Below are 24,522 nucleotides of genomic sequence, written 5' to 3'. Positions count from 1 at the left end.
CCCGCAAGGGCCGATCACGCGATGCGCGATGCGATCTCGGGCGCGGAATTCTCGTCCAGCTCCTCCCGGAACCGCACCATGGTCGATCCCGCGGCGATGGGCACCACGCGGCAGACAAGCGCTGTGCCGTCGGCAAGATTCACCCGCCCCGACCACTCAGTGCGCTCCCGCGAATGCATCACGAAATCCCGGATCTCGCCCCAAAGCGGCGAGGCGCCCCGGCTCATCCACACCCGCGACAAGTCCGTCACGCTGGGCGCGCTCACCCTGTCCAGAAGGTTCGTCCCCCACAGCGTCTGATAGGCCTTGTTCACCAGCGACAGGCCCCCGTCCGAGGAAAAGACGGCCACCGCCTCGTCGAAATGGTCGATCACCGCCTGCCCAAGCTCGATCTCCGACCGGAACCGCCGGGTCAGCGCCATTTCCGAACTGATGTCTTCCAAAAGAAGCGCAAGCGCCCCGTTGTGATGCGGCCGGCCCGAAACGCGGAATGTCCGGCCATCCGCCAGTTGCCAGGTCTCCGTATAGGTGCCGTCCAGCGAGGCCGCCTCCAGATCCGCGATCTGCCGCCGCCAGGATCCGTAATCCTTGGGCTCCGGGATCATCCGCCGTTCGCGAAGCTGGTCGAGCAGGCTGAAAAGCGACGGCCGCGTCGTCAGAAACGGGATCGGCAACCCGGTCAGATCCGCAAGCGCCGGGTTGAACAGCGCAAGCCGCCGGTCCCGGCCGAACACCGCAAGCCCCGTCGTCAGGTGCGAAAACGTGTTGGTCAGCGTCTGCATGAAATCCCGCAGTTGAAGCTCGGCCCGAACCGCCGAATCGATCGGCATCGCGAAAAAGATCCGGTCACTGCCGACCGTCCGGCCCGAACAGTCGAACCATTCCGCCGCCTCGTCCTTCATCGGCGCGGCAATCGGCCGGATCCGGCGCGATCCCTCCTGCATCAGGGCCTGCCGCAGCTCCGCCCTGTCGAAGAGGGGCGCCCGGGGCGTGTCCGCCAGCGCCTTCGCCCCGACATGGGTGCGCCGCATCTCGCGATAGGCCCGGTTCGACCACAGAAGCTCGCCATCCGCCCGCTCGCGCCAGGCCAGGAACTGCGCCCCGTCCACGGTCGAGCGCACCGTCTCCAGCTCTCTCAGCATTGAGCGGAAGACCATCGCGTCAAGCGAGACACGCCCGTCGACCGCGGCCCCGTCGCTCAGCGTCACACGCACCCGGTCCTCCACGAATTCCGCCGTCAGGTGCTCGCGCCCGGCCGTCGAACGGGTGTCAAGAAACCGCGCCTCGTCCAGCGTCATAAGAAGCGCGGCGAGGTTCGGAAAATGCGGGGACAGAACGCCCATCAGCCGGTCCCAGTCTGTCCCGGTCCGGCTTGCACGGGCGATCAGATCATGCGCGCCCGGCGTCGCGTCGACAAGATCGGCCCCGTCGAACAGAAAGATCCGCGCGGGCCCCGCCGCTTCGGACGGGGCACGGCCGAACCGCGCCTTGTAGGTGATCAGGAATCCGATCAGGCAAGCCGAAAGGCTTGTAAGACTGGCCACAAAGAGCACGGGTAGCAGCCCCGCGTGTATCGCAAGCACGTGTCGTCACCGGATTTCCCGCGTTAGAGTATTGTCAACAAAGATTAACATCCGGTTAACGTACAGAGTTGACACTTCGGCGGCTCAGGTGTCGATCGGCACGTTTCGCCCAAGCCCCGTTGTCTCCGACAGCGACTCGACTTCGATCATCGCGCGCGGCCAGGTCGCGTCGACGATCGCCCCGCTCCGCTCGCCGCCGGGCGCCTCGTCCAGGAACGGGTCGCTTCCATTCGCAAAGCCAAGCTCGGCGCCCGACCGTTCCAGAAGCGTCTTCGCGATGAACAGGCCAAGCCCCATACCTTCGTAACCCGGCCGCGCCACACCCGACATGCCTCCGGGGCGCGAGGTGATATAGGGGTCTCCGATCCGCCCCAGCACGCTTGCGGGAAACCCTTTCCCGTCATCGATGATCCGCACCATGATCGAAGTTTCGTCCCAGTGGATATCGATCCAGATGTCTTCCTTCGCGAAATCCACGGCGTTCTGAATGAGGTTGCGCAGCCCGTGAATGATCTCGGGCCGCCGCTGGATCACCGGCTGCCGGCTGCCCGCCCCCTCGATCGGCGCCACGTCGTAGTTGATCCTGATGCCCCGGTCTTCATGGGGTTCCGCGGCCTCCCGCACCACCGCGGCCAGCGGGCTTTGCTTGAGGTGAAGGTCATCCTTCCCCGCCCGGCCCATCGACCGAAGGATATCGCGGCACCTGTCCGCCTGTTCGCGCACCAGCTCCGCATCCTCGCGAAGCTCGGGCCGGTCGGCCAGTTCCTCGATCAGCTCCGAACTCACCAGCTTGATCGTGGCCAGCGGCGTGCCAAGCTCATGCGCCGCCGCCGCGACGACGCCGCCCAGATCGGTCAGCTTCTGTTCCCGCGCCAGCGCCATCTGCGTCGCGGCCAGCGCGTCCGACATGGTGTAAACCTCCGATGTCACCCGCTGCGCGAAGGCGGACAGAAAGATCACCCCGATCACGATCGCCACCCAGAACCCCAGGACGAACACCGCGGGCAACCGCATCAGCACGCCCGCATCCGTGCGCAAGGGCACATGCAACTCGGCCAGAAGCGTCACCAGCACGATCGCCAGCCCCCCGATCGCCACCGTCGTTTTCGCCCGCAGCGCCATGGCCGACACGGTAACCGGCACAAGCATCAGAAGCGCGAAGGGATTGTGAAGCCCGCCGGTCAGGTACAGAAGGAACGACAGCTGCACGATGTCGAACACCAGGTGCATCGCCGCCTCGACTTCCGTAAGCCGCTTGTTCTCGGGATAAACGAAGATCGCGATCAGGTTCGCGGTGATCGACGCCCCGATCGCAAGGAAGGCCAGCCCCAGCTCAAGGTCCAGGTCGAACAGCCGCTGCGCCACCGTGATCGCCGCAAGCTGGCCCGCGATCGCGATCCAGCGCAGAACGATCAGCGTTCTGAGGCGCACCCAGTTCACGCGATGACTTGCGTCAAAAAGTCCTGCGGTCGGGTTCGCCATTGTGATCTCGATGCTTCGCAAATGCGGTTATCAGTTCCTAGGTAACGGTCAGGGAATGCAACAATCAATTGCGGGTGACGGATGGATAAAACGGCGCTTATCGCAATCGGCGCCGCCGTGGTGGCCGTGGCGGGGCTGGGAACGGTCGGGTACATGGCGCTGGTGGGCGGGGGCGATCGCTTCGATCCCTGCCGCACGACCAAGATCGCGGGCGGCGCGGCCGAAATCGGCGGGCCGTTCACGCTGGTTTCGCAAACCGGCGAAACGGTGACCGAGGCCGATGTGCTCGACAAACCCGCCCTGGTCTATTTCGGCTACACCTTCTGCCCCGATGTCTGCCCGCTCGACACGGTGCGCAATGCCGATGCCGTCGATCTCCTGTCCGGCATGGGCCACGATGTGCGCCCGGTCTTCATCTCCGTCGATCCGGGCCGCGACACACCCGAGGTGCTCGCCGATTTCACCTCGAACATCCATGACGGCATGATCGGCCTCACCGGGTCCGAAGAACAGGTCGATGCCGCCATTGCCGCCTACAAGGCCTATGCCCGCATCAACGAGGGCGATCCCGACTATTACCTCGTCGATCACTCCACCTTCACCTACCTCATGCTGCCCGAACACGGGTTCGTGGAGTTCTTCCGCCGCGACGCCACGGCAGAGGATATCGCGACGCGCACGGCCTGCTTCCTCGACGCCGCGTGATGGGTGTTTGACCGCCCCCCGGTGCCGCCCTATCGTCCCGGTGGAACGAGGGAAAAGGATACCTGAATGTCGGACGGCCCAGACCGTGATATCGGAAGCGACCCGTCGCTTCTGATCGTGGATGATGACGAACCGTTTCTGAAACGCCTGGCACGCGCCATGGAAAAGCGCGGCTTCGAGGTGGAAACCGCCGAAAGCGTCGCCGCCGGGCGGGCCATCGCCCTGTCGCGGCCCCCGGCCTACGCGGTGATCGATCTCAGGCTCGAGGATGGCAACGGGCTCGACGTGGTCGAGGTGATCCGCGAAAAACGCCCCGACAGCCGCGTTGTCGTCCTCACGGGCTACGGCGCCATCGCCACCGCCGTGGCGGCGGTGAAGATCGGGGCCACCGATTACCTCTCGAAACCCGCCGACGCCAATGACGTGACCGACGCGCTCCTGGCCCGCTCGGATGAGCTTCCGCCACCGCCGGAAAATCCGATGTCCGCCGACCGCGTGCGCTGGGAACACATCCAGCGGGTCTACGAACTCTGCGACCGGAACGTCTCGGAAACCGCGCGGCGGCTCAACATGCACCGCCGCACGCTTCAGCGCATCCTCGCGAAACGCAGCCCCCGGTGATCCGCGCCGCCTCGCTTTGCCCCGCCTCGCTTCTCGCAGTTGCCGGGCTTCTGTCCGCCTGCGCGACTGTTCCGGCGACGCCGCCGGCCCGCGCGGGCTGGGCGGCCCCCTCCTCCACCGGGCTCGCCGTCCACGGCACCGGCCTCGAAATCGGCTTCGGCCGCCATATCGACGGGGCCGTCGCCGCCGTCACGCGCCTTTCCGGCACAGCGCCCGCATCCGCCAGCCCCGGCTGCGCCCCGGGCTGGCAGACGGTGCGCTGGGCCGATGGCCTGACGCTTCACTTCCGGGGCGGCGCCTTCGCGGGCTACGAGGCCCCGCCCGACGCCCGCCTCTGGGCCACCCCTCCGCCCGTCGCCGCCGCGGGCCAGCGCTGCGCCACAAGCTAGCCGATCTCGCGCATCAGCGCCGCGTGCCGCTCCATGTACGAGGCGCGCACCTCCACCGGCGGGCGCGGCGCGATCCTGATCCCCGTCACCAGCGCCCGGTCGAGCTTGCCGAAGAACCGGTCCGCCTCCGCTTCCGAAAACCCCGCGATCTGCACCGCCTCCAGCCAGGCCGACACGCGATCCGCCCGCTTGATCGCCCGCTTCACCTGCTGGGGCAGCGCGGCGGGAAGCCCGAAACGCAGGTGAATGGCCCCTGAAAGCCGGGCGTCCAGCTCGGCATATCCCGGCCCCACCGCCGCCTTCACGGGGCTGATCATATCCCCGATCACGTATTCCGGGGCATCGTGCAAAAGCGCCGCCAGCCGCCACTTTGTCGGCATATTGCGGTTCTGCCGGCCGAAAAGATCCTCCACCAGAAGCGAATGCTCGGCCACCGAATACGGAAAATCGCCCCGCGTCTGACCGTTCCAGCGGGCCACGAAAGCAAGGCCGTGGGCGATATCCTCGATCTCGACATCCACCGGCGTCGGATCCAGAAGATCCAGCCGCCGCCCCGAAAGCATGCGCTGCCAGGCCCGAGGCTTTCTGGACACGGTATCCTCCACATCTTGCCCAAAATATGAGCGTTTTCCTGCGTAACGTAGCAATCGTGCTACGATCCTTCACGAGTGATCACGTGCCAGCGCGCATTAATGGAAAATTGCCGGTTCGCACGTATCTCAGAAGTACGACCACAAGAAACACGCAGATCAGGGAGAGCTCAAGGCGCTAAGGCGGCCTGACGGTCGGGCCGCGGAAAGGAGATCCCTATGCGCGCACTATCGGCAGTACTTTCGGCAGCAGCCATGATGACTCCTGTCAGTTCCCACGCTCAGAACAATTGCGCTGAACGTGCCATCGTGACGGACCGCCTGACAAAGAATTACGGCGAAACCTTCGCCGGCGGCGGCCTTCGCAATTCCGAAAGCATCTTCGAAGTCTGGAAATCCGACGAAAGCGGCACCTGGACCATCCTGATGACCATGCCGAACGGCATGGCCTGCGTGATGGCGGCGGGCACCGACTGGCGCACGGCGCTTCCGGAAACACCGGCAGGAATTCCCGGTTAGTTTTGTTGTCCCTTCACCTTCGGGGTGCTAAGTCCGCCCGGATTGACTCATATCCGTGGAACAGGGCGTCACAATGCCGAAGGACTATATCGTTAAGGATATCTCGCTGGCCGCGTTCGGCCGTAAAGAGCTTGATATCGCCGAAACGGAAATGCCGGGCCTTATGGCCCTTCGCGAGGAATACGGGAAGGCGCAGCCGCTGAAGGGCGCGCGCATCGTCGGCTCGCTTCACATGACGATCCAGACGGCCGTCTTGATCGAAACCCTCGTTGCCCTGGGCGCCGACGTGCGCTGGGCATCGTGCAACATCTTCTCGACGCAGGATCACGCGGCGGCGGCGATCGCCGAAGGCGGCACGCCGGTCTTCGCGATCAAGGGCCAGACCCTGGAAGAGCACTGGGATTACCTCGACAAGTCGTTCCTGTTCGAAGACGGCCCCAACATGATCCTCGACGATGGCGGGGACGCGACGCTTTACGTGCTTCTCGGCGCCCGCGCCGAGGCGGGGGAAGACATCATCCCCGTGCCCGGCTCGGAAGAGGAAGCGGTCATCAAGGCCCAGATCCAGAAGCGGATGAAGGAAAGCCCGGGCTGGTTCACAAAGATCCGCGACCAGATCCGCGGCGTCAGCGAGGAAACGACGACCGGCGTCAACCGGCTCTACCAGCTTGTCCGCGACGGCCAGCTGCCCTTCCCCGCGATCAACGTGAACGACAGCGTCACAAAGTCGAAATTCGACAATAAGTACGGCTGCAAGGAATCGCTCGTTGACGGCATCCGCCGCGCCACCGATACGATGATGGCCGGCAAGGTCGCCGTCGTCTGCGGCTATGGCGACGTGGGCAAAGGCTCCGCCGCCTCGCTTCGCGGCGCCGGCGCGCGCGTGAAAGTCACTGAAGTAGACCCGATTTGCGCCCTCCAAGCCGCCATGGACGGCTACGAAGTCACGCTGCTCGAGGATGAGGTCGCCACTGCCGACATCTTCATCACCACCACCGGCAACAAGGACGTCATCCGCATCGAGCATATGCGCGAGATGAAGGATATGGCCATCGTCGGCAACATCGGCCACTTCGACAACGAAATTCAGGTCGCGAACCTGAAGAACCACAAGTGGACGAACATCAAGGAACAGGTGGATATGATCGAAATGCCCTCGGGCAACCGCATCATCCTCCTCTCCGAAGGCCGCCTTTTGAACCTCGGCAACGCCACCGGCCACCCGTCCTTCGTGATGTCGGCCTCCTTCACCAACCAGGTGCTCGCCCAGATCGAGCTCTGGACGAAGGGCGACGAATACGAAAACAAGGTCTACATCCTGCCCAAGCACCTCGACGAAAAGGTCGCGGCGCTGCACCTGAGCCGGATCGGCGCCAAGCTGACGAAACTGTCCGGGGATCAGGCCAAGTACATCGGCGTGACACCCGAGGGGCCGTTCAAGCCCGAACACTACCGCTACTGATCGCACGTCCGGTCACGAAAGACGGGCCGCGTGCTTGCCTCAAGCGCGCGGCCCGTTCCGTTTCGCCTGCCGTCAAGATTGCCCGAACCGCCGCGCGCGACTACACTCCGCCCCGCAACCGAACGGGGATCGCCAACCATGGGCCGCCGCGCAGAGCTGACCGATCTCTACGCCCGCGAACTCCGCGAAAAATGCGGGGTCACGCCCGATCCCGCCTTGCTGGAAGCCGTCGTCCTGGGCTGCGGACCGCTTATCTACAACGCGAAAACGGCCGTAATAGACCCTGATTCAGAGGCGGATCTTGCCCAGGTGAGGGAAAACTTCCTGATCCGCAAACTCGCCCTCCGCGATGGGCCCGAACTTGACGATACGATCGAGGTCGCGCTGTCGGAATACGGCGCGCCGGACGATCCGAAGCACCGCGCCGTCCTCTACTACCTCCTTACCCGCCATTTCGGGCGGGAAGATCAGGTCTTCGCCGCCGCGCCCTGAACCCCGCGCCTCAAACGCCGCCCATCCTGCAAATCAGCTTCCATTCCGCCGCGCTCACCGGCTGCACCGACAGCCGCGTGTTGTTCACCAGAACCATGTCTTCCAGCCGCGGCTCCCCCTTGCACATCTCCAGCGTCACGGGCGTCCCGAACGCCTGCACCGCCTTGATGTCCACGCACTCCCAGCGTTCGTCATCGGTGGTGCTGTCGGGATGGCTTTCGGCAATCACCTCGACGATCCCCACGATCGCCTTCTCGGTCTGCGAGTGATAGAAAAACCCCCGGTCGCCTACCTTCATCTCGCGCATGTTGTTCCGGGCCTGGTAATTCCGCACCCCGTCCCATTCCTCTCCGGCATCGCCCTTCGCCACCTGATCATCCCAGCTCCAGGTCGACGGCTCCGATTTGAACAGCCAATAGCGCATCGTGGCGTCTCCTTCCCTCATTCCTGCTTCAGCGGCCGCGCCAGAAGCGTATCCTTCGCGGCCTCGACAGTCAGCCGCCCGTCCACGATCCCCGCCACGGCCGACATCACCGGCAGCGACAGCGCCCGCCGCGTCGCCGCCGCGGCAACGGCCCGCGCGGTGGCGATCCCCTCGACGGTAATCGACGCGTCGATCTCCTGCCCGCGCCCGATCGCGATCCCGGTGCGGGTGTTGCGCGATTTCTCCGACATCGCCGTCAGCACAAGATCGCCAAGCCCCGACAGGCCCGCAAGCGTCTCGCGCTGCCCGCCCAGCGCCTCGGCCAGCCGCCCCATCTCGGCAAAGCCCCGCGCGATCACCGCTGCCCGCGCATTTTCGCCGAAACCCGCACCGATACATATCCCGGCGGCCAGCGCGACCACGTTCTTCAGCGCGCCGCCAAGCTCCGCCCCGATCACATCTGCGCTGTGATAGAGCCTTAATCCGGTCCGGCTCAGCGCATGGCACACCGCTTCCGCCCGGTCCGCATCCTCCATCGCCAGCGTCAGCGCGGTGGGAAGCCCGGCGCCCAGCTCATCTGCGAAACTCGGCCCCGTTAGGATGCCCACCGCACGTTCCGGTGCGGCAGAGGCTATCGTCTGCGCCGGGCCAAGCCCCGTGGTCAGGTCGATCCCTTTCGCACAGGCGATCACCGTGCCTGCGGAAAGCTTCGGCCCATGCGCCTCCCAGAACCCTCTCGTCTGCTGCGCGGGTACGGCCAGAAGCACAACTTCCGCATCGGCCACGGCCAGATCCGCCGTCACCGTCACCGCCTCAGGCAGCACGACTCCGGGCAGGTACCCCGCGTTCACCCGCGTCTCCGCAACCTCGGCCATGGCCTTCGCATCGCGGCCCCAAAGCACCACGGGCCCACCGTCCCGGGCCAGCGCCGCGGCCAGCGCCGTGCCGAACGCCCCCGCCCCGATCACCGCAACAGTCATGCCTTCGGTCCTTTCTTGCCCGAGCCGAGCATGCCCCCGGCCGTGGCATCCAGCGGCCAGCGCGGCCGCGCCGCGAAGTCCAGCGTATCGCGATGCCCGCGCCGGTGAAGCTCAAGCCCCGCCCATCCGATCATCGCCGCATTGTCGGTGCAAAGCGCCAACGGCGGGGCGATGAACCGCACCCCCGCATCGGCGGAAACAGTCTCTAATCCAGCCCGAATCGCCTTGTTCGCCGCCACCCCACCGGCCACGGCGAAAACCGGATCGGCGGGCGACAAGGCCATGTAGGCCGCAAGGGCCCGCCGCGATTTCTCCAACAGCGTCTCGGTGACGGCGGCCTGAAACGACGCCGCGATATCGCTCACATCGCGCCGCGCCAGCGTGCCCTCCACCATCGCCTGATCCCGCGCCCGCAGGACGGCGGTCTTCAGCCCGGAAAACGACAGGTCACATCCCTCCCGGTCCAGAAGCGGGCGGGGAAAGCGGTGCGCCGCCGGGTCGCCATCGCCCGCCGCCGCCTCGATCGCAGGGCCGCCGGGCTGGCCCAGCCCAAGGATCCGCGCGGTCTTGTCGAAGGCCTCGCCCGGCGCATCGTCGATCGTCCCGCCCAGCCGGCGAAACCGGTCCGCATCCTCGGCGATCAGGAACTGGCAATGCCCCCCGCTGATCAGCAGCATCAGATAGGGAAACGCCGCGTCATCGGTCAGCCGCGGGGTCAGCGCATGGCCCGCCAGGTGGTTCACCCCCAGGATCGGCAGATCGCGGCCCGCCGCGATGCCCTTCGCGAACATCACCCCCGACAGAACGCCCCCGATCAGCCCGGGCCCCGCCGACACGGCCACCGCGTCGATCCTGTCCAGCCCGACACCGGCCTCGTCAAGCGCCCGCCGCGTCACATCCTCCAACCGCTCGGAATGCGCCCGCGCGGCGATCTCGGGCACCACGCCGCCGAAGGCCGCGTGCAGGCTGTCCTGCCCGACCACGACCGACGACAGGATGCGCGCCCCCGGCGCACCCGATTGCACCACGGCGGCAGCGGTGTCGTCGCAGGTGCTTTCGATTCCGAGGATCCGGAAGGGCGCGGTCATGGGCTGGTCTGTTGCAATGTGGTGGCACGGCGGATTACCACTCGCCCATGGCGAAATACAATCCGCAATGCCCGGGATGACCGGGCCCGGCACGGTCATCCTGCTGACCCGGCCCGAAGCATCCTCGGGCGCCTTCGCCGCCGGCCTCGCCGGGGCGGGGGCCGAAATCCTGACGTCCCCGCTGCAGGAAATCGTGCCTCTGGGCGATCCGGTCACACTCGCCCCCGATGCCGTCGTGCTCTTCACCTCGCGCCACGCGCCGCCCCGTGTGGCCGATGCCGCCGGGCAGCGCGCCTATTGCGTGGGCGACGCCACGGCGGAAGCGGCGCGGGCCGCGGGCTTCACCACGGTTTCGGCCTCGGGAACAGCGGAAGATCTCGTCCGCCTCGTCGCCCGCGACCGCCCCGTTGGCCCGCTGTTCTACCTGCGCGGCCGGAACGTCAGCCACGATCTCGTGCAGGCGCTGGAAGGGCAGGGGCGCACCGTCGCCGAACATGTCGTCTACGATCAGGAAGAACGCCCCCTCGATCCGGCCATCGCCACCCGCGCCGCCGCCGCCGCCCGCGTGATCGCCCCGCTTTTCTCGCCGCGCAGCGCCGATCTCCTCGCCCGGGCGCTTCCTGCCGATATCGTGCCCCATATCGTCGCGATCAGCGCCCGAACCGCCGCCGCCTGGACGCGCCCCGCCGCCCAATGCGCCATCGCGGCGGAACCGACGGCCGCCGCAATGCTTGACCTGACGCGACGGGTATTAGATTCCGACTCGCGTTCCTGAGCGTCACCGGGCAGTCTAGGGGATGCGGGACCGTGCGCTCCGGTCACCGCCCGAATGTTGAGAGGTGCTGCTGCCTTGGCCCGAAAGCCCAAGAACTCCAAGCCCGACGCCGATGAGGCCGCGTCCGACGCCACGGACCGGCTCGACGAGGCGACAGAAGCCGCACGCGACGACGCGGCATCCAGCGAGATAGAAGACGCGGAAATCGTGTCGGAAACGCCGCCGCCGGGCACCGGGGAAGGGCAGGGCGACGACGCACCCGCCGACGTACCGGGAAGGGACGATACTGCCGAAACACCGGCCGAGGCGGGGGAAGAGGCGGAACCACCCGTCCCGGAAGACGCCCCGGAACCCAGCGAAGAGGTATCCGCCGAAGCTGAGGCAACCGAAGACGCGAACCCGTCCGAGGGTGAAAAGGCCCCGTCGAACGACGGCGACACGCCCGAGGAAACCACCGGCGAAATCGTCGAAGAGGCCGCCGTGGCGGAAAGCACCGACGCCCCCGACGATCGCCCGGACGATGAAAGTACGTCCGACACCGCCGAAGACGCGAAACCCGCGCCGCCGCCCGCGCCCGTTCCGGCCAACGCGAACGAAAAACCGGCCTATGCCGCCGTCGTCCCGCTGCTTCTGGGCGGCGCAATCGCCGCCTTCTTCGGCTTCGTCGCCTCGAACATCATGCATGACCGGCGCACCGCGGATGCCCTCTCGCCCGAGGATAACGCGGCGGCCATTGCCGAGCTCGAAAGTGGCATCGCCGGCCAGGCCGCCCGAATCGAAACCCTCGAAGCCGTCGATCCCGGCCAGATCGCCAGCGACGCCGTCGCGCCGGTCTCGGCCGAGGCCCAGGCCCTCGCCACCCGGCTCGACGAGCTTTCGGGCCAGCTCTCCGCCCTCTCCGAACGGGTCGAAACCATCGCCATGCGCCCCACCGCCACGGGGATCGAGGCCGATGAATTCGACGCCGCCCTGTCGGAATTCCGCGATCAGCTCAACGCCGCCATCTCGAATGCCCAGACCGAAATCACCGAAGCCCGGCAGGAAGCCACCCGCATCTCGGAAGAGGCGTTCAGTGAAGAACAGGCCGCCGTCCTGCGCGGCGCCTGGGCCCAGGTCACCGGCGCGCTCCAGAATGGCGGGCCCTATGCCGAACCCCTGGCATCGGTGCGCGAAATCGCCGAGGTCGACGTCCCCCCCGGCCTTGCGGGCTCCGCCGATGCGGGCGTTCCCACGCTCTCCGACATCCAGCAGGCCTTCCCCGACGCGGCCCGCACCGCGCTCGAGGCGTCGATCCGCTCCGATACGGGCGAGGCCCCGCTGGATCGCCTGACGGCCTTCCTCCGCGTCCAGTCCGGCGTCCGGTCGCTCACCCCGCGCGAGGGCGACGATCCCGATGCGGTCCTCTCCCGCGTCGAGGCCGCGCTCCGCGCCGGCGATCTCGACACCGCCCTTGCCGAGGTCGGGGGTCTTCCGCAAGCGGGGCAGGAAAGCCTGTCCGACTGGATCGCCCTCGCCAACACCCGTCTCGAAGCTTTGCAGGCCGCTTCCGAGCTCTCCTCCAGCCTCAATACGAATTAAAGGGGGCCCCATGCTCTGGTCGCTCATAAAGATCGTTCTGTTTATCGGCCTCATCGCGGCACTGACCTGGGGCGCGGGGATCCTTCTCGAAACCGGCGGCGGCGTGCGCGTCGCGATCGGCACCATCGAATTCAACCTCGGGCCCCTTCAGGCGCTGATCGGGATCGGCCTGCTTCTGGTGGCCCTCTGGCTTGTCCTGAAACTCCTCAGCCTGACGGTCGCGATCCTGCGCTTCCTCAGCGGCGATGAAACCGCGATCACCCGCTGGCGCGGCCGCGCGCGCGAACGCAAGGGGTTCGAGGCGCTGGCCGACGGTCTCATGGCACTCGCGTCCGGAGAGGGCAGGGCGGCCATGGCCAAGGCGGCCCGCGCCGAGCGCTACCTCAAGCGGCCCGAACTCACCAACCTCATCACCGCCCAGGCAGCGGAAATGTCAGGCGACCGCGCCAAGGCCGAAGAGGTGTACAAGCGCCTTCTGCAGGATGAGCGCACCCGTTTCGTCGGCGTCCGCGGGATCATGAAGCAGAAGCTCGCCGCGGGCGACACCGACACCGCGATGAAGCTCGCCGAAAAGGCCTTCGCGCTCAAACCCCGGCATGAAGAGACGCAGGATATCCTCCTCCGCCTCCAGGCCGATCACGGGGATTGGAGCGGCGCGCGCCAGACCCTTGGCGCAAAGCTCAAATACGGCACGCTGCCGCGCAACGTCCACCGCCGCCGCGACGCCGTCCTCGCGCTGGGCGAGGCGAAGTCCATCGTCGAGGAAGGCAAGTCGATCGAGGCCCGCGAAACCGCGATCCAGGCGAACAAGCTGTCGCCCGATCTCGTGCCCGCCGCCGTCATGGCCGCCGAAAGCTATATCGAGAAGGGGCAGAAGAAATACGCCGCCCGCGTACTGACGAAGGCGTGGAACGCCCGGCCCCATCCCGATCTCGCCGCCGCCTTCGGCACGATCGAACCCGATGAGACGCCCGAGGCCCGGCTCAAGCGCTTCACGGCCCTGACCCGCCAGCACGCCGGCGATCCCGAAACGAAGATGCTGCTTGCCGAACTCAACATCGCCGCCGAAAACTTCGGCGACGCCCGCCGCGCCATGGGAACGCTGGCGGAAGAGGCGCCGACGGCCCGCAGCCTCACGATCATGGCCGCGATCGAACGTGGCGAGGGGGCCGGGGATTCGATCGTGAAGGGCTATCTCGCCCGCGCGGTGAACGCCTCCCGCGGCCCGCAATGGGTCTGCGGCAACTGCCAGCACATCCCGGGCCACTGGACGCCCGTCTGCGGCAATTGCGGCGCCTTCGATTCGCTCGACTGGCGCGAGGCCCCGCAGGGCAGCGAAACGGCCATGCAGGGCGGCGCCATGCTGCCCCTGATCGTCGGCACGCCCGAACCCGCGAAAGAGGAGCCGCCGGCAGAGCCCGTCGAACTCGCCGCCCCGGCGGAGGAGGCTCCCGGGCCCGACGCCCCCGAAACCCCGGATACCACAGCGGAACCCAGCAACCAGAACGAGGCGGTCGTCATCGACGCCGACGCCGAACCGGCCCCGCCGGAAGGCGAAATCGAAGAGCACCGAAAAACGGGCTAGCCCTCTCACGCGACCCCTGCTAAGAGGCCCCCGGCGCCGCTGTAGCTCAGCTGGTAGAGCACGTCATTCGTAATGATGGGGTCGGGGGTTCGAGTCCCTTCAGCGGCACCAGCGCTTTCCCGAAATCCCGTCCCGCTCGACATGGTGTTTTCGCGCTACCCGCGCTATTCCCTCACCCCATGGCCGAACTCCTCATCGTCTACCACTCCCGCACCGGCGGCAGCCGCCAGATGGCCGAGGCCGCCGTAGAGGCCGCGCGGGACGAGACGCCGACGACGCTGATCCCCGCCGCGACGGCCGAGCCCGAGATGCTCCTCGCCGCCGCCGGATATCTCTTCTGCGCCCCGGAAAACCTCGCCTCCCTCTCCGGCGTGATGAAGGATTTCTTCGACCGCTGCTATTACCCCGTCCTCGGCCGGATCGAGGGCCGCCCCTACGCCCAGATGATCTGCGCCGGGTCGGATGGCGAGGGCGCGGCCCGGCAAACCGCCCGCATCGCCCAGGGCTGGCGCCTGCGCGAGGTTCAGCCACCCCTGATCGTCTGCACCCACGCCCAGACGCCCGAGGCGATCCTTGCCGAAAAGACGATTGCCGGGCCCGATCTCGCCCGCTGCCGCGAGCTTGGCGCGGCGATGGCCGCGGGCCTCAGCCTCGGGGTGTTCTGAACCCTAGTCCAGCGCCCAGCGCTTCGGCTGAAGGCTGGCCTGAAACCAGGTGACGAACCCCACGACCGAAAACACCGGCACCCCCGTGGCCCGCCGGATCGCGCGCGCATAGGGCGTCATGTTCGTGCATTCCAGAACGATCGCCCCCACCTCCGGATGCCGCTCCAACAGCCGCCGCGCGGCGGCCACGTTGTCCCGCTCCGCCGCCGCCACGTCGAGGGCGAGCGCATCGCCCAGGATCGCCTCGGTGAAACTCTCGCCGCCTTCCGTCGTCTCGATGGGCGTGCCTTCGGGCACGCCTGCCCCCGCAAGATGCCGCTCGGTCAGGGTGGAACCCGAAATCGTCAGGATCCCCGCCCGCTTCCCCGCCGGCAGAAGCGCGTTCACCATCCCCACCTGCTGGAGAGAGGATGTCGCGACCGGAATGCCCACCGCCTCCGACAATTCCTTCTGAAACAGCGCGAGGAACCCGCAATTCGTGGTGATCCCGTCCGCCCCGTCGCGTTCGAGGCCCCGCGCGGCGTCGATGAACTCGGGCAAAAGCCCTTCGGCCCCCTTCCGCACCACCCGGTCGGGCGAGGCATCGCGCACCACCCGGTAAAGCACCGGAAACTCCCAGGTGCCCGCATGCCCCATATCGCCCGGAATCCGCGGAAACCGCGCCTCCAGCATCAGGATCCCGACTGAGGCACCATAGATCGCCTTGCGGCCCTCAACCCGCATCGCCGGCCTCCACCGCCGGGCGCGCCGCCAGCGCGTCCGACCCATCCATGTAGATATGCGAAATGCCCTCGCGCACCGCGTCCATCACCTGATCCATCCGCCGGGTGATGTGCCGCTCCATCAGCGCCGCGGCCCCCACCCCGTCCCGCGCCAGAAGCGCGTCGATCATGCCGGCGTGTTCGGTCTTCGTGTCGCGGATGCGTTTCGTCATGTCGACCCAGCGCACCACCCGGATCTGTTCGTTCACCCCGTTCAGCCGGGCCTCCAGCGCCGCGTTCCCGGTCAGCCGGGCGATGCCCATGTGAAACGCCTCGTCATCCTCCGCCGCCTCGCCGATCGTCATCCCCTTCAGCCGCGCTTCGGCATCGGCATGCCGCGCGGCGAAGGCCGCAAGCTCCGCCTCTCCGGCCCGCTCCACCGCCAGCCGCACCGCCGCCGTTTCAAGGATCACCCGAAGCTCGTACAGGTCATAGATCGTCTTCGGCTCCAGCGGCCGGGCGAAAAACCCCTCGCCGGGCCGGAACGTCACAAGCCCCTCCGACACCAGCCGGTTCAGCGCCTCGCGCAAGGGCGTGCGGCTCGCCTCAAGCTCCCGCGCCAGCGCAACCTCGTTCAGACGGTCGCCCGGGCGAAAGGCGAAGGCGATGCTCTTGGCCTTCAGCACGTCATAGATGGCGTCGACCCGGGGGATGGACATTGCGACAGGGCTCCTCTTCGAAAGGAACGTTGACAGATGCGGCGGCGAAGTCAATTATTCAATGCTGTATACAGCAGTGTGGTCAGCATGTCTCACTCCCCCAACACCCCCACCGGCGCCGATGCTCTTGTCGCGATGCTAAAGGCCTACGAGGTCCGGCATATCTTCGGGCTCTGCGGGGATACGTCACTCCCGTTCTACGACGCGATGGCCCGCGACGGGGCCGGGATCGATCACATCCTCACCCGCGACGAACGCCACGCGGGCTACATGGCCGATGCCTATGCCCGGCTCACCGGCAAGCCGGGGGTGTGCGAAGGGCCGTCCGGCGGCGGGGCCACCTACATCCTGCCCGGCGTGGTCGAGGCCAATGAAAGCTCGATCCCCATCCTCGCCATCACCACCGATGTGGCGCAGACATCCGCGGGCCGCTACCCCCTGACCGAACTGGATCAGGAGGCGCTGTTCCGCCCGCTGACGAAATGGAACGCCACCTTCAGCGATGCCGCGCGGCTTCCCGCCATGGTCCGCCGCGCGTTCCGCGAGATGACGACGGGCCGCCCGGGCGCGGTGCACATGGCGCTCCCCTTCGATGTCCAGAAAGCCCCCGCCGATGCGCGCGAGATCTGGGCCGATCCCCGCCACACCCGCTTCCCGGCACTCCCCGCCAGCCCCGATCCGGCCGCGATTGAGGATCTGGCCCGCGCCCTCACCGAAACCTCCCGCGCCCTCGTCATCTGCGGTGGCGGCCCGGTGATCGCGGGGGCGGAAGACGCGCTCCGCCAACTGGCGGAACGCCTGAACGTGCCCGTCGCCACCACCGTCTCGGGGCAGGGCGCGATCGCAGAAACCCATCCCCAGGCCATCGGCGTCGTCGGCTCGAACGGCGGCGTCCCCGCCACCCGCGCCATCGTCGACGCCGCCGATCTCATCCTCTTCATCGGCTGCCGCGCCGGGTCGGTCACGACCGAGCGCTGGCGCTCCCCGGCCCCGGGCCAGCGCATCGCCCATATCGACAGCGACCCCGCGGTGATCGGCGCGAATTACGACACCGAAATCGCCATCGCCGCCGATGCCCGCGCGGCACTCGAAGCGCTCAACGCCGCGCTTGACGACAGGCCCGCCGCCGATCACGGCGGCGCGGCGCTCGCGACAAAGGCCTGGGCCGCCAAGCTTGCCGCCTTCCGCCCGCTTGCGGATGCCACCTCGGGCCCCGTTACCCCCGAGGCAACCATCGCGGCGCTCGCCCGCGCGCTCCCCGAAGACGCGGTGATCTGCGCCGATCCGGGCACGCCCTGTCCCTACGTCTCCGCCCATTACCGCTGGCGCCGCGTCCGGCGGCACTTCATCACCAACCGCGCCCATGGCGCGCTGGGCTACGCGCTTGCCGCCGCCGCCGGCGCCCAGGTCGCGCGGCCAGACGCCACCGTGCTCGCGCTGATGGGCGACGGCTCCTTCGGCTTCTCCTGCGGCGAATTCGAAACCATCGTCCGCCTCGGCCTCCCGATCAAGGCGCTTGTCTTCTCGAACGCCGTCTTCGGCTGGATCAAGGCGGGCCAGAAATCGGGCTTTGGCGCGCGATATCACAACGTCGATTTCGGCGTCACCGATCACGCCGCGGTGGCCCGCGCCTTCGGCGTCGCCTCCTGGACGGTGGACGACCCGCGCGCGCTCGACGCCACCATCGCGAAAGCGCTCGCCCATGACGGCCCTGCGCTGATCGACGTGATCTCCCAGCCCCTGCACGATGCGGCGGCCCCGGTCTCGGAATGGGTGGCGTGAGCGATCTCGACCAGGTCATCACCGGCTACCGGGTCTGGCACTGCCGCCTGCCGGTCCGGTCGAAACGCTCGCACGGGATCGGCACGGTTTCCGATGCCTGCGAGGTCGTCCTCCTCCGCCTCACCCTCGAAGACGGAACCGAAGGCTGGGGCGAAGCGGCGGCATGGTCCGTGTTCACCGGCTCGCCCGAAGCCAGCTTCGCGGCGCTGGATCGCTACATCCGGCCTCTCGTCGAAGGCCGCAAGCTTTCCGATCGCCCCGCGCTCATGGCACAGGCCCGCCGCGCCGTCGCCCATTGCACAGAGGCCAAGGCGGCCCTCGAAAGCGCGCTCCTCGATCTCGAAGGCCGGGTCCGCGGCCTCCCCGTCGCCCGCCTCCTCGGCCCCGATCCGAAATCGTCGGTGCCGCTGTCGGTCTCCATCGCCGATCCCGATTTCGATCAGGACATCCGCCTTCTCGAACGCCTCACCGCCGACGGCGTGGGCATCGTGAAGCTGAAGACGGGCTTTCGCGATCACGCCTTCGATCTTCGCCGCCTCGAACACCTCCGCACCCATTTCCCGGCACTCGATGTGCGCGTCGATTACAACCAGGGCCTCACCGCCGACGAAGCGCTCGCGCAGGTGCCCGAGGTCGCGCGCTTCGCCCCCACCTTCATCGAACAGCCGGTGGCCTTCCACGACTACGACACCATGGCCCGGCTCCGCGGCCTCACAGACATCCCCCTCCTCGCTGACGAAAGCGTCTTCGGACCCGAGGATATGGCCCGCGCGATCCGCGAAGGCATCTGCGACGGCGTGTCGGTCAAGGTGATGAAATCCGGCGGCCCGGTCCGGGGGGCGGAGGTCGCGCGCATGGCCGCCGAGGCCGGGCTCTCCGCCTATGGCGGCGACATGTTCGAATCCGGCCTAGGCCACCTCCCCGGCCTCCACATGGTCGCGGCCTGCCCGGAAATTACGCTTGGCTGCGAATTCTACCAGGCGCGCTACTACCTCGTCGAAGATCTGCTCGACGGCGAGATCGAACTGAAGGACGGTGCGCTTGTTCTGCCCACCGGCCCGGGCCTCGGCCTTTGCCCCGATCCCGACAGGGTGGCGGCAGCGGAATGGACGAAACGATGACAATTTATCAACATTTCGTTGACGAAACGCAAAAATCCGACAGACTACCCCTGTCGAATCATGTGGAGCGTGGCCAATGAGCCCGGCGGACCACAACAAAACCCCCACGCGCCACGCCGTCATCATCGGCGCCGGGATCGTCGGGGTCTCCACCGCGATCTGGCTGCAGCGCGACGGCTGGCAGGTCACGCTTCTCGACAGGGCCGGGCCGGGCGAAGGCACGAGCTACGGCAATGGCGGGGTGCTCGCCACCTGCGCGATGGTGCCGGTCACCGTGCCGGGCCTCATCGGCAAGGCGCCGAAGATGCTCTTCGATCCCGACCAGCCGCTCTTCCTCAAATGGTCCTACCTGCCGCGCCTCCTGCCGTGGCTGCGCAAATACCTCTCGAACGCCAACCCCGCCGACACCCGCCGCATCGCCAGCGCCATCAACGGGGTCGTCGCGGACAGCCTTGAAGAACACCAGGCCCTCGCCCGGGGCACGAAGGCCGAACGCTGGATCGTGCCGTCCGATTACGTCTTCGTCTACAAGGACAGGGCGGCCTTCGAAGGCGACAGCTTCGTCTGGGATATCCGCAAAAGCCACGGCCATCGGTGGGACGAACTCGATGCCGCCGCCTTCAGGGCCTACGATCCCGTCTTCGCCGACCGGTTCAAATTCGCGATCCGCCTGGGCGGGCACGGGCGCATCGCCGACCCGGGGCAATACGTCAAGGATCTGGCCGACCACGCCGTCGAAAACGGCGCAAGGCTGATCACCGCCGAAGCCACCGACATTATCCGCGAGGGCGGCCGCGTCACGGGCGTCCGCGCGGGCGGCGAAACCCTCCCCTGCGACGCCGCCGTGATCGCCACCGGCGTCTGGTCGGGGCCGCTGTCGAAGACCCTGGGCCTCAGCGTCCCGCTCGAAAGCGAACGCGGCTATCACCTCGAACTCTGGAACCCCTCGGTCCAGCCCCGCTCCCCGGTGATGATCACCTCGGGCAAGTTCGTCGCCACCCCGATGGAAGGCCGCCTGCGCCTTGCCGGTGTGGTCGAATTCGGCGGCCTCGATACCCCGCCCTCCCGCGCGCCTTTCGATCTTCTGAAACGCGCGGCCTCCAGCACCTTCCCGGGCCTCACCTGGGACGACACGAAGGAATGGATGGGCCACCGCCCCGCGCCCGCCGATTCGATCCCGGTGATCGGCGAGGCCCCGGGGCCGAAAGGTGCCTTCCTCGCCTTCGGACACCACCACATCGGCCTGACGGCCGGCCCCCGCACGGGCCGCCTTCTCGCCCAATCCATGTCGGCCAGACCGCCGAACATTGACCTGACGGCATATTCGCCTGCACGGTTCGCCTGAGGCCGGCAGCGAAACGACCGGCCAACAAGCTCAACAAGGGAGACAGACCATGAAGAAACTCACCAGCCTCTTGGCAGCAACGGCGCTCACCGCCGCCGCCGCGCTTCCGGCCGCGGCCGAAAAGTGGGATATGCCGATGGCCTATGCCGCCACCAACTTCCATTCGGAAGTCGGCGCGAACTTCGCCAAATGCGTGACCGACGGCACCGGCGGCGATCTCGAGATCGTCACCCACCCCTCCGGCTCGCTCTTCCCCGGAAACGAGATCAAGCGCGCCGTGCAAACCGGCCAGGCCGCCATCGGCGAACGCCTGATCTCGGCGCACCAGAACGAGAACCCTCTTTACGGCGTCGATTCGGTGCCCTTCCTCGTCTCGTCCTTCGACCAGCACGAAAAGCTCTGGGAAATCGCCGGGCCGAAGGTCGCCGAAGCGCTCGACGAGGAAAACCTGCACTATCTCTATTCGGTGCCGTGGCCGCCGCAGGGCCTCTACTTCCGCAACGAGGTCAACTCGGTCGACGACATGAAGGGCGTGAAGTTCCGCTCCTACTCCACCGCCACCGCGCGGCTCGCGGAACTGACCGGCATGCTGCCGGTCCAGATCGAAGCGGCCGAGATCAGCCAGGCCTTCGCCACGGGCGTCGCCGATTCGATGATCTCCTCGGGCGCCACCGGCTATGACCGCAAGGTGTGGGAGCATCTGAACTACTTCTACATCGTCGACGCCTGGCTGCCGCGCAACGTCGTCTTCGTGAACAACGACGCCTGGAACGGGCTGTCGGACGAAACGAAGGGCGTGCTCGAATCCTGCGCGGCGTCGGCTAAGGCCGAAGGCCTGGCCCGCTCGAAGGATTACACCCAGTTCACGCTCGACGGCCTGAAGGAAGGCGGCATGTCGGTGACGAACGCCTCCGACACGCTGGTCAGCCAGCTGAAGGAAATCGGCGCCACGATGACCGAAGAGTGGCTCGCCACCGCCGGCGAAGACGGCAAGGCGATTGTCGACGCCTACAACGCCTCGAACTGACGGCACGGGCGGGGCCGGGCGCCCGGGGCCGTCACGGCCCCGATTCCGGCCCCGCAGATCCACAAAAAAGAGGGAACGGGGACAATGGCGGCAGCGCGCGCGCTCAGGCGTATTCTTGACGCACTCTATCTCACCGGCGGGATCATCGCCTCGCTCTTCCTGATCGCGATCCTCACCATCATCGTGCTTCAGATGCTGGCGCGCTGGACGGGGCAGGTCTTCCCCGGCGCCACCGATTACGCGGGCTACTGCATGGCCGCGGCCTCCTTCTTCGCCTTCGCCTATGCGCTCAATCACGGCGCCCATATCCGGGTGTCGCTGGTGCTGTCGGCGATGGGCTCGAAACGCCGCTGGGGCGAAACCTTCTGCTTCGCCGTCGGCACGCTCATCGCCACCTATTTCGCCTGGTACGCGGTGAAGGGCACCTACATCTCCTGGCGCTGGAACGAGATCAGCCAGGGCCTCGACAAAACCCCGATCTGGATCCCGCAGATTTCCATGGCGGTCGGCGCGATCCTTCTCGCCATCGCCTTCTGGGATCACCTCGTGCAGCTTCTCTTCCGGGGCGAACACGGCATCCGCAGCGATCTCGTCGATCAGAGCCACGCGGAGTAACGGGCCATGGAACAGCTTCTTCCCATCGCGATCTTCCTCTTCGTTCTCTTCTTCCTCCTCGGCTCGGGTGTCTGGGTCGGCCTCGCGCTCATGGGCGTGGCCTATGTGGGGATGGAAATGTTCACCCCCCGCCCGCCGGGCGACGCCATGATCACCCGGATCTGGGGCGCCTCGTCATCCTGGACGCTCACAGCCCTCCCGCTCTTCATCTGGATGGGCGAAATCCTCTACCGAACGCGATTGTCCGAAGACATGTTCCGGGGCCTCTCGCCCTGGCTCGCGCGCCTGCCGGGCGGCCTCGTCCACACCAATATCGTGGGCTGCACCGTCTTCGCCGCCGTCTCCGGCTCCTCCGCCGCCACGCTGACGACGGTCGGCAAGATGTCGATCCCCGAACTCCGCAAACGCCAGTACCCCGAGCGCATGGTCATCGGCACACTCGCCGGGGCGGCCACGCTGGGGCTCATGATCCCGCCGTCCCTGACGCTGATCGTCTACGGCGTCACGATCAACGAATCGATCACCAAGCTTTTCATGGCGGGCATCTTCCCCGGCCTCGTGCTCGCGGGGATGTTCATGGCCTATGTCGCGATCATGTCCTTCGTCTCGAAGGATTTCGCGCCAACCCCCGAAACGCCGATGACCTTCGCCGAGAAGATCGCGAACTCGCGCTTCCTGATCCCGGTGATCTGCCTGATCCTCGTCGTCATCGGCTCGATGTATCTCGGTTACGCAACGGCGACCGAGGCCGCCGCCTTCGGCGTGATCGGCGCGCTGATCCTCGCCGCCACCCAGGGCTCGCTCAACTGGGGCACCTTCACCGAAAGCCTGATGGGCGCGGTGCGCACCTCGGCGATGATCGCGCTCATCCTCGCGGGCGCGGCCTTCCTGTCGCTGTCCATGGGCTTCACCGGCCTGCCGCGCGGGCTGGCCGATCTGATCGCCTCCCTCGAACTCAGCCGGTTCGAGCTTCTGATGGCGCTCCTCGTCTTCTACATTATCCTCGGCATGTTCCTCGACGGGATCTCCTCGGTCGTCCTGACCATGGCGGTGGTCGAGCCGATGATCCGCCAGGCCGGGATCGATATCATCTGGTTCGGCATCTTCATCGTCGTCGTGGTGGAAATGGCGCAGATCACGCCGCCCATCGGGTTCAACCTCTTCGTCCTTCAGGGGATGACCAGCCACGAGATGACGTTCATCGCCCGCGCCGCGATCCCGATGTTCCTCATCATGGTGGTGATGGTCTTCGTCCTGATCGCCTTCCCCGAACTCGCCACCTGGCTGCCCGATAACATCCGGCAACGGCCCGGCGGCTAGGGTGATCGCCGCGCCGCTTCGCTGGGCGGCGCGCCACGGGCGCGCCTGCCTGATCGCGGGGCTTCTCGCCGGGTTCCTGTTCCCCGGGGCCGCGCTCACACTGAAGCCGTGGCTGCCGGAAATCGTGGCGCTGATGATCTTCGTCGCCGCCTTCCGGATCGGCGCGCGCGCGGCCTGGGGCGGGCTGAAGGCGCTGCCCAACGCGGTGCGCACCGTCCTTCTGCTGCAATGCGCGCTGCCCGTCCTCACCCTCGCGGTGTGCCTCCTGCTCGGCATCGCGGCGCTTCCGGCGGTCTTCGCGGTGATCCTGATGATGTCGGCCCCCTCGATTTCGGGCAGCCCGAACCTCACCATCCTCCTCGGCCACGATCCCGCCCCCGCGCTCCGGCTCATGATCCTCGGAACCGCCGCGCTGCCGCTGACAGTGCTGCCCGTCCTCTGGCTCCTGCCGGGGATCGAGGGGCCGCAGATCCTCCTCGCCGGCCTCCGCCTCCTCCTCACCATAGCCGCCGCCACGGCGCTCGCCTTCGTCCTTCGCCACATCCTGATGCGCGAGGTCTCCGATCCGGCGCGCGAGGCGCTCGACGGGCTCGGCGCGCTTCTCATGGCGATCGCCGTCGTGGGCCTTCTCGCCGGGCTGTCGCCCACGCTTCGCGCCGATCCCTCCACGGCCCTCGCCTGGATCGCCCTCGCCTTCACCGTCAACATCGGGCTTCAGCTTCTGGGCCTCGCCGTTTTCGGCCGCGCCCCCGACGCGGTGCCGAAATCCATCATCGCCGGAAACCGGAACGTCGCGCTCTTCCTCGTCGCGCTGCCCGCCAGCGCCACTGATCCGATCCTGTCCTTCATCGGCGGCTATCAACTGCCCATGTACACGACACCCATCGTCATGGCGCCGATATACAAGGCATGGGAGCGCTATCAGACACCCACCTGACATCGAACCGTTGCAAT

The 24,522-nt window shown here is 67.2% G+C and carries 25 protein-coding genes and 1 tRNA gene; 18 read left to right on the top strand and 8 right to left on the bottom strand.

Features of this window, described 5'->3' with window-relative positions:
• Positions 1 to 14: 14 nt before the first annotated feature.
• Both RXV90_RS03875 and regB read right to left on the bottom strand, forming a co-directional pair.
• Positions 15 to 1,544 carry a PAS-domain containing protein gene (locus tag RXV90_RS03875; RefSeq protein WP_316647000.1) on the bottom strand — a complete coding sequence of 510 codons (1,530 nt, stop codon included), beginning with the start codon at positions 1,542 to 1,544 and terminating at the stop codon, positions 15 to 17.
• 123 nt (positions 1,545 to 1,667) lie between these two features.
• Complete coding sequence (gene regB, locus RXV90_RS03870; RefSeq protein ID WP_316646999.1) at positions 1,668 to 3,065, bottom strand: sensor histidine kinase RegB; 1,398 nt, start codon at positions 3,063 to 3,065, stop codon at positions 1,668 to 1,670.
• 81 nt (positions 3,066 to 3,146) lie between these two features.
• On the opposite strand from regB, the gene RXV90_RS03865 reads away from it, so the two are divergent.
• The 3 genes from RXV90_RS03865 (at position 3,147) to RXV90_RS03855 (ending at position 4,780) form a co-directional block, all read left to right on the top strand.
• Complete coding sequence (locus RXV90_RS03865; RefSeq protein WP_316646998.1) at positions 3,147 to 3,770, top strand: SCO family protein; 624 nt, start codon at positions 3,147 to 3,149, stop codon at positions 3,768 to 3,770.
• Positions 3,771 to 3,836: 66 nt separating this feature from the next.
• Positions 3,837 to 4,391 (top strand): ActR/PrrA/RegA family redox response regulator transcription factor, encoded by a 555-nt coding sequence (locus RXV90_RS03860; RefSeq protein WP_316646996.1) that lies wholly within the window; start codon positions 3,837 to 3,839, stop codon positions 4,389 to 4,391.
• Positions 4,388 to 4,780: a hypothetical protein gene (locus tag RXV90_RS03855; protein ID WP_316646994.1), complete on the top strand. Its 393-nt coding sequence runs from the start codon at positions 4,388 to 4,390 to the stop codon at positions 4,778 to 4,780. Before RXV90_RS03860 ends, RXV90_RS03855 begins: the two co-directional genes overlap by 4 nt.
• On the opposite strand, the gene RXV90_RS03850 is transcribed toward RXV90_RS03855, so the two are convergent.
• Positions 4,777 to 5,373 (bottom strand): HD family hydrolase, encoded by a 597-nt coding sequence (locus RXV90_RS03850; protein ID WP_316646993.1) that lies wholly within the window; start codon positions 5,371 to 5,373, stop codon positions 4,777 to 4,779. The two genes, RXV90_RS03855 and RXV90_RS03850, sit on opposite strands and share 4 nt — an antisense overlap.
• 306 nt (positions 5,374 to 5,679) lie before the next feature.
• Between RXV90_RS03850 and RXV90_RS03845 the strand changes: the two genes are divergently transcribed.
• The 3 genes from RXV90_RS03845 to RXV90_RS03835 all read left to right on the top strand — a co-directional run bounded on the left by RXV90_RS03845 (position 5,680) and on the right by RXV90_RS03835 (position 7,843).
• Positions 5,680 to 5,889 (top strand): hypothetical protein, encoded by a 210-nt coding sequence (locus RXV90_RS03845; RefSeq protein WP_316646991.1) that lies wholly within the window; start codon positions 5,680 to 5,682, stop codon positions 5,887 to 5,889.
• A 73-nt stretch (positions 5,890 to 5,962) separates the two neighbouring features.
• Positions 5,963 to 7,351, top strand: coding sequence for an adenosylhomocysteinase (gene ahcY, locus RXV90_RS03840; RefSeq protein WP_316646989.1), 1,389 nt, complete (start codon positions 5,963 to 5,965; stop codon positions 7,349 to 7,351).
• Between the two features lie 138 nt (positions 7,352 to 7,489).
• A complete protein-coding gene (locus RXV90_RS03835; RefSeq protein WP_316646988.1) occupies positions 7,490 to 7,843 on the top strand; it encodes a DUF2853 family protein in 354 nt (117 codons plus the stop codon).
• 10 nt (positions 7,844 to 7,853) lie between these two features.
• On the opposite strand, the gene RXV90_RS03830 is transcribed toward RXV90_RS03835, so the two are convergent.
• From RXV90_RS03830 to tsaD, 3 genes are read right to left on the bottom strand one after another with little or no spacing between them, the layout of a single operon-like run.
• Positions 7,854 to 8,267 carry an EVE domain-containing protein gene (locus RXV90_RS03830; RefSeq protein WP_316646986.1) on the bottom strand — a complete coding sequence of 138 codons (414 nt, stop codon included), beginning with the start codon at positions 8,265 to 8,267 and terminating at the stop codon, positions 7,854 to 7,856.
• Positions 8,268 to 8,284: 17 nt separating this feature from the next.
• A complete protein-coding gene (locus tag RXV90_RS03825; protein ID WP_316646984.1) occupies positions 8,285 to 9,247 on the bottom strand; it encodes an NAD(P)H-dependent glycerol-3-phosphate dehydrogenase in 963 nt (320 codons plus the stop codon).
• Positions 9,244 to 10,335 (bottom strand): tRNA (adenosine(37)-N6)-threonylcarbamoyltransferase complex transferase subunit TsaD, encoded by a 1,092-nt coding sequence (gene tsaD, locus RXV90_RS03820; RefSeq protein ID WP_316646982.1) that lies wholly within the window; start codon positions 10,333 to 10,335, stop codon positions 9,244 to 9,246. The genes RXV90_RS03825 and tsaD overlap by 4 nt, the downstream gene beginning before the upstream one ends.
• Here tsaD and RXV90_RS03815 point away from each other — a divergent pair.
• From RXV90_RS03815 to RXV90_RS03795, 5 genes are all read left to right on the top strand, one after another.
• Entirely contained in the window at positions 10,334 to 11,110 is a 777-nt protein-coding gene (locus RXV90_RS03815) for a uroporphyrinogen-III synthase (RefSeq protein WP_316646980.1), read from the top strand. The genes tsaD and RXV90_RS03815 overlap by 2 nt on opposite strands.
• A 75-nt stretch (positions 11,111 to 11,185) precedes the next feature.
• The gene (locus RXV90_RS03810; RefSeq protein WP_316646977.1) at positions 11,186 to 12,688 is read left to right on the top strand and encodes a mitofilin family membrane protein; all 1,503 of its coding nucleotides are present in this window, start codon (positions 11,186 to 11,188) and stop codon (positions 12,686 to 12,688) included.
• A 10-nt stretch (positions 12,689 to 12,698) separates the two neighbouring features.
• Complete coding sequence (locus RXV90_RS03805; RefSeq protein WP_316646976.1) at positions 12,699 to 14,273, top strand: heme biosynthesis protein HemY; 1,575 nt, start codon at positions 12,699 to 12,701, stop codon at positions 14,271 to 14,273.
• A gap of 35 nt (positions 14,274 to 14,308) precedes the next feature.
• A tRNA-Thr gene (locus tag RXV90_RS03800) sits at positions 14,309 to 14,384 on the top strand.
• Positions 14,385 to 14,452: 68 nt separating this feature from the next.
• The gene (locus RXV90_RS03795) at positions 14,453 to 14,938 is read left to right on the top strand and encodes a flavodoxin family protein (protein ID WP_316646975.1); all 486 of its coding nucleotides are present in this window, start codon (positions 14,453 to 14,455) and stop codon (positions 14,936 to 14,938) included.
• Positions 14,939 to 14,941: 3 nt separating this feature from the next.
• Here RXV90_RS03795 and RXV90_RS03790 read toward each other — a convergent pair whose 3' ends face one another.
• Together RXV90_RS03790 and RXV90_RS03785 are read right to left on the bottom strand one after the other, a co-directional pair.
• A complete protein-coding gene (locus tag RXV90_RS03790) occupies positions 14,942 to 15,661 on the bottom strand; it encodes an aspartate/glutamate racemase family protein (protein ID WP_316646974.1) in 720 nt (239 codons plus the stop codon).
• Positions 15,651 to 16,358: a GntR family transcriptional regulator gene (locus tag RXV90_RS03785; RefSeq protein WP_316646973.1), complete on the bottom strand. Its 708-nt coding sequence runs from the start codon at positions 16,356 to 16,358 to the stop codon at positions 15,651 to 15,653. The genes RXV90_RS03790 and RXV90_RS03785 overlap by 11 nt, the downstream gene beginning before the upstream one ends.
• Before the next feature lie 87 nt (positions 16,359 to 16,445).
• On the opposite strand from RXV90_RS03785, the gene RXV90_RS03780 reads away from it, so the two are divergent.
• From RXV90_RS03780 to RXV90_RS03750, 7 genes are all read left to right on the top strand, one after another.
• Positions 16,446 to 18,140, top strand: a complete 1,695-nt coding sequence (locus tag RXV90_RS03780; RefSeq protein ID WP_316646971.1) for a thiamine pyrophosphate-binding protein — start codon at positions 16,446 to 16,448, stop codon at positions 18,138 to 18,140.
• The gene (locus RXV90_RS03775; RefSeq protein ID WP_316646970.1) at positions 18,137 to 19,261 is read left to right on the top strand and encodes an enolase C-terminal domain-like protein; all 1,125 of its coding nucleotides are present in this window, start codon (positions 18,137 to 18,139) and stop codon (positions 19,259 to 19,261) included. Before RXV90_RS03780 ends, RXV90_RS03775 begins: the two co-directional genes overlap by 4 nt.
• A 76-nt stretch (positions 19,262 to 19,337) precedes the next feature.
• Positions 19,338 to 20,606: an NAD(P)/FAD-dependent oxidoreductase gene (locus RXV90_RS03770; protein ID WP_316646968.1), complete on the top strand. Its 1,269-nt coding sequence runs from the start codon at positions 19,338 to 19,340 to the stop codon at positions 20,604 to 20,606.
• A gap of 49 nt (positions 20,607 to 20,655) precedes the next feature.
• On the top strand, positions 20,656 to 21,633 hold the full coding sequence (locus tag RXV90_RS03765) for a TRAP transporter substrate-binding protein (protein ID WP_316646967.1): 978 nt from the start codon (positions 20,656 to 20,658) through the stop codon (positions 21,631 to 21,633).
• Between the two features lie 84 nt (positions 21,634 to 21,717).
• Positions 21,718 to 22,248, top strand: a complete 531-nt coding sequence (locus tag RXV90_RS03760; RefSeq protein ID WP_316646966.1) for a TRAP transporter small permease — start codon at positions 21,718 to 21,720, stop codon at positions 22,246 to 22,248.
• A 6-nt stretch (positions 22,249 to 22,254) separates the two neighbouring features.
• Positions 22,255 to 23,568: a TRAP transporter large permease gene (locus tag RXV90_RS03755; protein WP_316646965.1), complete on the top strand. Its 1,314-nt coding sequence runs from the start codon at positions 22,255 to 22,257 to the stop codon at positions 23,566 to 23,568.
• 1 nt (position 23,569) lies between these two features.
• The gene (locus tag RXV90_RS03750) at positions 23,570 to 24,505 is read left to right on the top strand and encodes a hypothetical protein (RefSeq protein WP_316646963.1); all 936 of its coding nucleotides are present in this window, start codon (positions 23,570 to 23,572) and stop codon (positions 24,503 to 24,505) included.
• The last annotated feature ends 17 nt before the right edge of the window (positions 24,506 to 24,522 follow it).

The sequence above is a fragment of the Ovoidimarina sediminis genome, from assembly GCF_032586175.1.
Lineage (GTDB): Bacteria > Pseudomonadota > Alphaproteobacteria > Rhodobacterales > Rhodobacteraceae > Ovoidimarina > Ovoidimarina sediminis.
This window is presented reverse-complemented; position numbering and strand designations above follow the sequence as displayed.

Coding starts and splice junctions, on each gene's coding strand:
- regB (WP_316646999.1), bottom strand. CDS start 3,065: ATGGCGAACCCGACCGCAGGACTTTTTGACGCAAGTCATCGCGTGAAC.
- RXV90_RS03865 (WP_316646998.1), top strand. CDS start 3,147: ATGGATAAAACGGCGCTTATCGCAATCGGCGCCGCCGTGGTGGCCGTG.
- RXV90_RS03860 (WP_316646996.1), top strand. CDS start 3,837: ATGTCGGACGGCCCAGACCGTGATATCGGAAGCGACCCGTCGCTTCTG.
- ahcY (WP_316646989.1), top strand. CDS start 5,963: ATGCCGAAGGACTATATCGTTAAGGATATCTCGCTGGCCGCGTTCGGC.
- RXV90_RS03835 (WP_316646988.1), top strand. CDS start 7,490: ATGGGCCGCCGCGCAGAGCTGACCGATCTCTACGCCCGCGAACTCCGC.
- RXV90_RS03830 (WP_316646986.1), bottom strand. CDS start 8,267: ATGCGCTATTGGCTGTTCAAATCGGAGCCGTCGACCTGGAGCTGGGAT.
- RXV90_RS03825 (WP_316646984.1), bottom strand. CDS start 9,247: ATGACTGTTGCGGTGATCGGGGCGGGGGCGTTCGGCACGGCGCTGGCC.
- RXV90_RS03815 (WP_316646980.1), top strand. CDS start 10,334: ATGGGCTGGTCTGTTGCAATGTGGTGGCACGGCGGATTACCACTCGCC.
- tsaD (WP_316646982.1), bottom strand. CDS start 10,335: ATGACCGCGCCCTTCCGGATCCTCGGAATCGAAAGCACCTGCGACGAC.
- RXV90_RS03805 (WP_316646976.1), top strand. CDS start 12,699: ATGCTCTGGTCGCTCATAAAGATCGTTCTGTTTATCGGCCTCATCGCG.
- RXV90_RS03795 (WP_316646975.1), top strand. CDS start 14,453: ATGGCCGAACTCCTCATCGTCTACCACTCCCGCACCGGCGGCAGCCGC.
- RXV90_RS03790 (WP_316646974.1), bottom strand. CDS start 15,661: ATGCGGGTTGAGGGCCGCAAGGCGATCTATGGTGCCTCAGTCGGGATC.
- RXV90_RS03785 (WP_316646973.1), bottom strand. CDS start 16,358: ATGTCCATCCCCCGGGTCGACGCCATCTATGACGTGCTGAAGGCCAAG.
- RXV90_RS03780 (WP_316646971.1), top strand. CDS start 16,446: ATGTCTCACTCCCCCAACACCCCCACCGGCGCCGATGCTCTTGTCGCG.
- RXV90_RS03770 (WP_316646968.1), top strand. CDS start 19,338: ATGAGCCCGGCGGACCACAACAAAACCCCCACGCGCCACGCCGTCATC.
- RXV90_RS03765 (WP_316646967.1), top strand. CDS start 20,656: ATGAAGAAACTCACCAGCCTCTTGGCAGCAACGGCGCTCACCGCCGCC.
- RXV90_RS03760 (WP_316646966.1), top strand. CDS start 21,718: ATGGCGGCAGCGCGCGCGCTCAGGCGTATTCTTGACGCACTCTATCTC.
- RXV90_RS03755 (WP_316646965.1), top strand. CDS start 22,255: ATGGAACAGCTTCTTCCCATCGCGATCTTCCTCTTCGTTCTCTTCTTC.